We start from the raw sequence: 9,529 nt of genomic DNA on the forward strand, positions 1-9,529 counted from the left end.
CCAATAATAGCTTCATCAGAAAAGGTATTATCAGATAAAAGTGATATGGTAACTAAATTTATGGAAGCTACATCAAAGGGATATGAGTATGCAATAGAAAATCCAGAAGAATCAGCAAAAATATTAGTTAAGGCAGTTCCAGAAATAGATGAAGCTTTAGCAATAGAAAGTCAAAAATTCTTAGCTAATGAATATAAAGCAGATTCACCTAGATGGGGAGAAATGAAGGATAGTGTTTGGAATAACTACACAGGATTCTTATTAGAAAATGGATTAATAAAAGAAAATTTAGAAGCAAGTGAGGCTTATACTAATGAATTCCTGCCAAAATAAAATTAGATTAAGCAATATTTCTAAATCCTTTGATGGTGTAAAAATACTAGAAGATATAAGCTTTAATGTTAAAGAAGGTGAGCTTGTATCTATAGTAGGACCATCAGGTTCAGGAAAAAGCACAATATTTAATATAATAACTAAATTAACCGCGGTTGATTCAGGCACATTAAATGTTAATGGAAAAGTTAGCTATATGTATCAAAAGGATATGATGGTTCCTTGGAAAAAGGTTATAGATAATATTGCAATTCCCTTAGTATTAAAGGGTGTAAAGAAAAAGGAAGCTAGAAAAGAAGTAGAAAAATACTTAGATACCTTTGGGCTTAAGGGATATGAAAATAAATATCCAAGTCAGCTTTCTGGAGGAATGAAGCAAAGAGCAAACTTCCTAAAAACATATTTAACATCTGATGATATTATGCTTTTAGATGAACCCTTTGGAGCATTAGATTCTATAACTAGAGGAAACCTTCAAAAGTGGTTAATAGAATTAAAGAAAAAAACAAATTCAACTATATTATTTATAACTCATGATATAGATGAAGCTATTTTAATATCAGATCGTGTTTATGTTATATCAGAAAAACCAGCTATTATAAAGGGAGAAGTTAAGGTTAACCTTTATAAAGATAATTGTGATGATATATCATTAAGCAGTGAATTTATAGAAATGAAAAGAAATTTATTAAAGCTTTTAGGCAATGCCTAAAAGCTTTTTTATATTACTTATTGTTGTGCAACTAAAACTGAAAATATTATAGTAGCTATTGTTGAAGGTGAGATATTTGGAACGGTTATGCTAATAGATGAGTTAGCTCCTAAATAGGTAAATTATTAACTTTAACGGAATTTGAAATAGAGTTATACATTGCTAAACCTTGATTTGTAATAGGATTTAATGTAGGAGGAATTTAAGAATAAACTTTTTGCAATTTTGACTGTACTATTAGTAGGTAGAATTGTTGTTATAAGGTTAAAATTTGGATATAATATAAAAATAGAAGTTAAAAAGTTAAGGTGGTGAATTACTCTGAAAAGAATAAGTTTAGGTACAAGTGATTTCAAGGAAATAATCGATAAAAATAGTTACTTTATAGATAAAACACTAATAGTTAAAGACTTTTTAGAGGATAGTTCAAATGTAGTACTTATACCAAGGCCAAGAAGATTTGGTAAAACATTAAATATGTCTATAATTAGATATTTTTTAGAAAAGTATACTGAAGATAGACGATACTTATTTAACGGACTTAAAATAGAAAATGAAACTGAAATAATGAATAAACAAGGAAAGTATCCATTAATATATATGACATTTAAAGATGATAAGCATGATAATTTTGATAACTTTATAGAAATGTTTAGATTTAAAATTTCAGATATTTATAATTCTTTTAGCTTTATTTTAGATGAACTAAGAGAAGAAGATAGAGTATATTATAATAATATTGTAAAACGTAAGAGTACAGCTTCAGAACTTGAAATTTCAATACTTAAATTAAGTGAATATTTAAATAAGCATTTTGGAGAAAAAGTAATACTTTTAATTGATGAATACGACACACCTATACATCATAGTTATTTTACAGGCTACTATTCACAAATGATTTCATTTATGAGAAACTTCTTATCAGCTGCCTTAAAGGATAATATAAATTTGGAAAAGGCTATGATAACTGGAATTTTAAGAGTTGCAAAAGAAAGTATTTTTTCAGGATTAAACAATCTTGAAGTTTATACTTTATTAAGTGAGAGGTATTCTGATAAGTTTGGTTTTACGGAAGAAGAAACGTTAAACCTATTAAAATATTATGGCTTTGATAGTAAAATTGAAGGCTTTAAGGAATGGTATAATGGGTATATATTTGGAAAAACAACTATTTATAATCCCTGGTCAGTACTTTCTTATATAAATAAGCCTGATAGAGAGTTTATGCCATATTGGGTAAATACCTCTGAAAATGCTATTATAAAAAGTCTTTTAGCTAAAGGAACAGAAGAAATAAAGATGGGACTTGAAACCTTATATAATGGTGGCTTTGTTGAAACTACAATAAATGAAGATGTTGTTATGAGCGAATTATCTTATGGAAAAGAGAATTTATGGAGCTTTTTACTTTTATCTGGATATTTAAAGCCTATTGATAAGTTTAAAGAAGAGCATATATTTAAGTATAAGTTAGCTATACCCAATATAGAAATTAAGACTATGTATAAGGGTATGATAGAAAAGTGGTTTAATGAAGTTGAGATAGAATCTGAATATAACAATATGATAAAAGCTTTAACTATGGGTGATATTAAAAACTTTAGCAAGTTATTTAAGAGATGTGTAATGACAAGCTTTAGTTACTTTGATGTAAAAGGAAGGGACCCTGAAAAAGTATATCATGCATTTGTTTTAGGAATGCTTGTATCTTTAAATAGTACATATGAGGTACGTTCAAATAGAGAGTCAGGAATTGGTAGATATGATGTTATGCTTATTCCTAAGAATATAAAAAGACCAGGTATTATATTTGAATTTAAACGATATGATGAAGAAGATGAGGAAACTATATCTGAAATGCTTGATGAAGCCTTAGAACAAATAGAAAACATGAAATACGATACTGAGTTAAAAGATCGTAATATAGATAATATAATTAAATTAGCAATAGTTTTTAATGGAAAAGAAGTTCATATTAAAGGAAGATAAGAAAATATGTTGACATATATTACAACAAAGGTATAATTATAACTATAGGAACTGAAAAATTTATAGCATATCGAGAATTTATTAGTTACTATAACAAGGCGTAAAGCCGTTAGGTATCCCCTAAGCTCATATGAGCTTAGGGGTATCCTTTTTTTGCAGAAAAATATTTACAAAGATTAAATGTATAATAATGGTATAAATGTAAATGATAATAAATAAGAGGTGGATTTATGAAAGATAAGATTAACTATAGATTAGGGCTTGATATAGGAATTGCTTCTGTTGGATGGTCAGTAATAAATCTGGAAAAGCAAAGAATAGAAGATTTAGGTGTTAGAATTTTTAATGCTGCAGAAAATCCTAAGGATGGAGCATCATTAGCATTACCAAGACGATTAGCAAGAGGAAAGAGAAAGTTAATTAGAAGAAAAGCTTATAGAGTAGGAAGAGTTAAGAAGCTAATTGTTGATACTAATATTTTAACTAAAGAGAGTTTAGAAAATTTATTTAATGAGCCGTGTAATATATGGGAAATAAGAGTTAAAGCATTGGATAAAAACGTTTCCAATGAGGAATGGGCAAGAATATTAATAAATTTAGCAAAGAGAAGGGGATTTAAATCTAATAGAAAGAATGAAGTTAATGATAAAGAAACTGGACAAGTAATAACAAGCATTAAGAGTAATATAGAAAAAATGAAAGAAATAGATGCTAGAACAGTTGGAGAATTAATATATAAACAAGTAACTATATCAAAAGACCCATCTAAATCTTTTAGAAATAAAAATGGGCAATATAATAATTGTGTAGATAGAAAGATTATTGAGGATGAAATTAAATTACTATTTAAATTACAAAGGGAATTTGGAGCTAGATTTGCAAGTGAAGATACTGAGCAGAAATACTTAGAAATTTTCAATTCTCAAAGACCATATTCAAATTTTGAAGATTTAGAAAAGATGGTTGGACTATGTACTTTTGAAAAGCTAAGTGGAGAAAAAAGAGCTCCTAAGAATTGTATTTCAGCAGAGGAATTTGTATTGTATGATAATTTAAATAAAATATCAATTATTAATAAAGGAGATAAAAGAAAACTAAATGCTGATGAGCGTGAGGTAGTTATTAAAGAAGCATTTATTAAAAAGGAGATAAAGTATTCATCATTGAGAAAATTATTAAAGCTTACAGATGATGAAATTTTTTCAACCTTAACGTATAGTTACAAAGTGGAAAGGTCTAAAACTGAAAATACTAGATTTATTTCATTAAAAGGATATCATGAAATAAGATCATCAATAGAAAAGATACTAGGGAAATCAAAGTGGAAGGAAATAAAAGATGATAAAGAAATTCTAAATAATATTTCTTATGTATTGTCACTTGCTAAAACAGATGAGGATATAACAAAACAATTAGAAATTAGAAACATTCCAAAAGATATAATAGATGCAGTAATAGATATATCATTTAGTAAATTTATGAATCTGTCAATAAAGGCAATTGATAAAATGTTACCATTTTTAAAAGAAGGATATCAGTATAATCAAGCTTGTGAAAAAGCTGGATATGATTTTAAAGCTATATTTAAAGGCGAAAAGTCTTATAAGTTACCTTTAATAGATATAAATGAAATAGTAAATCCAGTTGTAAATAGATCTTTAGCTCAAACAAGGAAAGTAGTAAATGCTGTGATAGATAAGTATGGGTCTCCGGTAGGCATAAATATTGAATTAGCTAGAGATTTAGCAAAAAACTTTAAAGATAGAAAAAGTATTGAAAAAGATCAATTAGAAAATAGAGCAAAAAGGGAAAAAATAGTTAATGAATTAGAAACGTTAACAGGGAAGAAACCAACAGCACAAGAAGTAATAAAATATAGATTATGGAATGAACAAAAATGTGCATGTGCATATACTCAAGAAAGCATATCATTTGATAATTTATTTAGCACAGGAGCTTATGAGATAGACCATATTATACCTTTTAGTAGATCATTTGATGATAGTTTAAATAATAAAATTCTTGTTAATGGTGTAGAAAATCAAAGAAAAGGAAATAGGCTACCATCAGAATACTTTGGAAATGATAAAGATAAATGGCATAGATTTGAAGTTTGGGTTGAGGAAAGTAATTTATCTCAAAAGAAAAAACACAATTTGTTAAAAGTTAAGTTTTCAAAAGAGGATGAAAGAGAATTTAAAGAAAGAAATCTAACTGATACTAAATATATAAGTAGTTATATTGCTAATTTTATTAGAAATAAATTAATGTTCAAGGATAGTAAAAGTAAACAAAAGGTTATAACCTTAAATGGTAGAGCAACAGCATATTTAAGGGCAAAGTGGGGATTAACAAAGGTAAGGGAAGCTGGAGATAAGCACCATGCTTTAGATGCAACAGTAGTAGCAGTTGCAACACAGGGAATGGTTCAAGAAATATCTAAATATAGTAAGGCAAATGAGTTAAAGTATATAAGAAATGGCGATGATTTTATAGATATAGAAACAGGAGAAGTCGTAATACTAGAGGACTACAAGTATTTACTAAAAGATAAATTGCCTAGACCATGGTTAGGATTTAGTGAAGAGTTAACTCTAAGATTAAGTAATAATCCGTTAGAAGAATTAAAAAAACATCCTATAAAAACTTATGATAATGAATTTATTAAGAGTATAGTTAAACCTATTTTTGTATCAAGGATGCCGTATAGAAAGATTAGTGGAAAGTTATTTAAAGAAACGATTTATTCTAAAAAAGCATTTAAAGATGGTAAGTTTATAACTAAGAAAAATTTAGTAGATTTGAAAAAGACAGATATTGAAAATATATATAATTATAATTCTGATAGAAAGTTATATGATGAAATTATAAAAAAGTTCAATGAACATGAAGAAAATGCAAAATTAGCTTTTGCAGAAGAGTTTAGAAAACCAACTAAGGATGGAAGTTTAGGACCGGTAGTTAAAAGCATAAAAATCGAAACAAAAGTTCCATTTAAAGATGGAATAGATTTAAACAATGGAAAAGTAGCAAAAGATGGAATGGTTAGAATAGATATTTATGAAAAGGAAAATAAATATTTTTCAGTTCCAGTATATAGAAATGAATTAATACTTGGGAAAACTCCTGTTAAAGCTGCAACCAGAAATAAACAAGAAAAAGATTGGATAGAAATGAGCGATGATTATAAGTTTAAATTTTCTCTATATAAAAATGATTTAATATTAATTAGTTATGAAAGTGGCAAGAGATATTTAGGATATTATGATTCTTTTGATAGATCATCAGTTTCATTAACTATAGAGAATCATGATAACTCGGAAAGATTTAGGGGTGTAGGGATTAAATCGGAAGTTAAAGAGTTTGTAAAATTTCAAGTTGATGTACTTGGGAATTATTATAAAGTAAAAAGGTAGGCTAGAGTATTTGAGTTTTAGAAGTGTAGTTATTTCAAATTCAGCAAACTTAGGATTAAGTAATAATAATTTAATAATAAAACAAAGGGATGAGTATAAGATACCAATTGAGGATATTTCAACATTAGTAATTGAAGGAATTGGAGTAAATTTAACAAATAAACTAATTAGTAAACTTGGAGAGTATAATGTTGCAACAATAATATGTAATGAAAAACATTTACCAGCATCAATAATTTTACCATTAAATATTCATCATAGGACTTATAAAGTATTTAAAATGCAATTAGAACAAAGTGAGGCTTTTAAAAAAAGAATATGGCAAAGGATAATTAAAAGTAAAATATATAATCAAGGAGAATGTTTAACTATTCTTAAATTAGAAGGCCATCAATACTTAAAGGGCATGTCAAATAAAGTTGAAAGTGGAGATAAGGGAAATAGAGAAGCTATTGGGGCTAAGTTCTATTTTAAAGCTTTATTTGGATGTGAGTTTACAAGAAGTAGTGATGATGGGATTAATGCAGCGTTAAATTATGGTTATACAATTATTAGAAGTTTAATAGCAAGAACATTAGTAGCTTATGGATTTAATACAGCTTTAGGAGTAAATCATTGTAATGAATTAAATTCATTTAATTTAGCAGATGATTTTATTGAGCCATTTAGGCCAATTATTGATTTATGGGTATATAAAAATATAAATATTAATGATGAGTTAACAAAAGACGATAGAATAAATTTAATAAACCTAATAAATTATGAATGTCTAATAGATGGGCAAAAACATTCAATTAACAATGCAATTGATAAGGTTATATCTTCATATACTGCTGCATGTAATAAAAAAGACTTTAGACTTCTAAAATTACCTAATATTATAGATTTGGAATATCATTTTTATGAGTAGAAGGTTTATGAGATTAATAGTATTTTTTGATTTACCAGTAGTTCAGAAGAAGGATAGAAAAGAATATCAGCAGTTTAGAAGATTTTTAATAAATGATGGATATATGATGATTCAATATTCGGTTTATTCGAGAATTTGTAATGGAACAGAGGGATGCAATAAACATATATCAAGATTAAAAAAAAGTTTACCATCTAAAGGATCAGTTAGATTTATTCAAATAACAGAAAAACAATATTCTGAAATGAAATTTTTAGTAGGTAAGAAAAAACCACAAGAAAAAGTAGTAAATGCAGCACAATTAAGCCTTTTTTAATAAGCAAAAACCCCTTGGAACTTAGTTGTTTCAAGGGGTTTAGCATATAGTATTATAGCATATCGAGAATTTACTAGGAACTATAACATTATCCCCATTATAGAAGAATATAGGCTTATTATAGCATATCGAGAATTTACTAGGAACTATAACTATTGTGAACTTCGTAGCATCAACAGACGAATTATAGCATATCGAGAATTTACTAGGAACTATAACTATTCTCATAGATGAATAACTTTTTAATCTATTATAGCATATCGAGAATTTACTAGGAACTATAACGTAATGGTTATTTATGATAGTACCGATTCTATTATAGCATATCGAGAATTTACTAGGAACTATAACCCTAACAGATTGGGTTTAAGTGGAAATGAATTATAGCATATCGAGAATTTACTAGGAACTATAACGGTTCTAGAAGCCGTTATAACGTCAGATAAATTATAGCATATCGAGAATTTACTAGGAACTATAACTATTTTTATTGCTCTCCACCCATAACTCAAATTATAGCATATCGAGAATTTACTAGGAACTATAACCCAAAGACCTATAATTTCTCCTGTAGTTTTATTATAGCATATCGAGAATTTACTAGGAACTATAACGTAATATGTTGTAGCCTATTCCATTTTCTAATTATAGCATATCGAGAATTTACTAGGAACTATAACTAGAATACGAATATCCTCCAAAACTTTCGCATTATAGCATATCGAGAATTTACTAGGAACTATAACTGAATTGGATTTCACTAAGTTTGAGCCTTTATTATAGCATATCGAGAATTTACTAGGAACTATAACAGGTACTTTAGCTGCAAGTTTTTTCACTCCATTATAGCATATCGAGAATTTACTAGGAACTATAACACTTGGAAAAGAAGAAAGAGCTTTAATGAAATTATAGCATATCGAGAATTTACTAGGAACTATAACTCTTCCTCTAGTGATTAAATCATTTTTCCAATTATAGCATATCGAGAATTTACTAGGAACTATAACGATGTACTATTTCAAGATACAATACCAGCAATTATAGCATATCGAGAATTTACTAGGAACTATAACACAAAGCGTGATGGAGAGTCAATGAAATGTATTATAGCATATCGAGAATTTACTAGGAACTATAACGTGTTGTGATATTGAACTTCTAAAAATAGAATTATAGCATATCGAGAATTTACTAGGAACTATAACCTTTTCTACCTGTGTATTGCATAAATATAAATTATAGCATATCGAGAATTTACTAGGAACTATAACTATAAATAAAGAAGATGGAAGTAGCATAACATTATAGCATATCGAGAATTTACTAGGAACTATAACCTGGCAAGTTTAATTACGCACATTACGCAATTATAGCATATCGAGAATTTACTAGGAACTATAACCAATTTCGAGCGTGGCACTTGTGACACTGAATTATAGCATATCGAGAATTTACTAGGAACTATAACTAGTAAGACTTGGGATATGTGTAGGATTTCATTATAGCATATCGAGAATTTACTAGGAACTATAACTCCCTTTCCACCGCCTTCTTAAACTCATCTATTATAGCATATCGAGAGTTTACTAGGAACTAAAAAATGTAACCCTATTGTAACAAAGTGTAATTATTATAAATATAAAATATTTATAAAGTATTAGAAAAAGAGGTAAACTTATAAATAATATAAATTATGTAGGAGTTAGGGAATATGAATATTTTAATAGCTGATGATGAAAAGCAAATGGCTAATATATTAGAAGCTTATTTTAAAAAGGAAGGCTTTAATGTATTTAAAGCTTATGATGGAAGGGAAGCTTTGGATTTATTTGAAAAAAACAAAATAGACT

Annotated in this window: 7 protein-coding genes and 1 CRISPR repeat array; all 7 genes read left to right on the forward strand. The window is 27.5% G+C overall.

Annotated elements, in window-relative coordinates; all coding sequences use genetic code 11:
* The coding region (locus tag ACRDBA_RS09495) for an ABC transporter substrate-binding protein (RefSeq protein WP_438572683.1) at window positions 1-333 on the forward strand (333 nt) is incomplete at its 5' end.
* Complete coding sequence (locus ACRDBA_RS09500; RefSeq protein WP_438572684.1) at window positions 314-1,045, forward strand: ABC transporter ATP-binding protein; 732 nt, start codon at window positions 314-316, stop codon at window positions 1,043-1,045. The genes ACRDBA_RS09495 and ACRDBA_RS09500, both read left to right, overlap by 20 nt.
* A gap of 330 nt (window positions 1,046-1,375) precedes the next feature.
* Entirely contained in the window at window positions 1,376-3,034 is a 1,659-nt protein-coding gene (locus ACRDBA_RS09505) for an AAA family ATPase (RefSeq protein WP_438572688.1), read from the forward strand.
* A 230-nt stretch (window positions 3,035-3,264) separates the two neighbouring features.
* A complete protein-coding gene (gene cas9, locus ACRDBA_RS09510) occupies window positions 3,265-6,450 on the forward strand; it encodes a type II CRISPR RNA-guided endonuclease Cas9 (protein ID WP_438572685.1) in 3,186 nt (1,061 codons plus the stop codon).
* Between the two features lie 10 nt (window positions 6,451-6,460).
* Window positions 6,461-7,360 carry a type II CRISPR-associated endonuclease Cas1 gene (gene cas1, locus ACRDBA_RS09515; protein ID WP_438572686.1) on the forward strand — a complete coding sequence of 300 codons (900 nt, stop codon included), beginning with the start codon at window positions 6,461-6,463 and terminating at the stop codon, window positions 7,358-7,360.
* Between the two features lie 7 nt (window positions 7,361-7,367).
* Window positions 7,368-7,676 carry a CRISPR-associated endonuclease Cas2 gene (gene cas2 / locus ACRDBA_RS09520; RefSeq protein WP_438572687.1) on the forward strand — a complete coding sequence of 103 codons (309 nt, stop codon included), beginning with the start codon at window positions 7,368-7,370 and terminating at the stop codon, window positions 7,674-7,676.
* Between the two features lie 51 nt (window positions 7,677-7,727).
* Window positions 7,728-9,279: direct repeats of the CRISPR family, unit length 36 nt; unit sequence ATTATAGCATATCGAGAATTTACTAGGAACTATAAC.
* A 111-nt stretch (window positions 9,280-9,390) separates the two neighbouring features.
* Window positions 9,391-9,529, forward strand: a 139-nt coding sequence (locus tag ACRDBA_RS09525; protein ID WP_438572689.1) for a response regulator, incomplete at its 3' end; no start/stop codon positions are given.

The organism is Clostridium sp. (genome assembly GCF_051654825.1).
Taxonomy (GTDB): Bacteria; Bacillota; Clostridia; order Clostridiales; family Clostridiaceae; genus Clostridium.

Coding starts and splice junctions, on each gene's coding strand:
- ACRDBA_RS09500 (WP_438572684.1), top strand. CDS start 314: ATGAATTCCTGCCAAAATAAAATTAGATTAAGCAATATTTCTAAATCC.
- cas9 (WP_438572685.1), top strand. CDS start 3,265: ATGAAAGATAAGATTAACTATAGATTAGGGCTTGATATAGGAATTGCT.
- cas2 (WP_438572687.1), top strand. CDS start 7,368: ATGAGATTAATAGTATTTTTTGATTTACCAGTAGTTCAGAAGAAGGAT.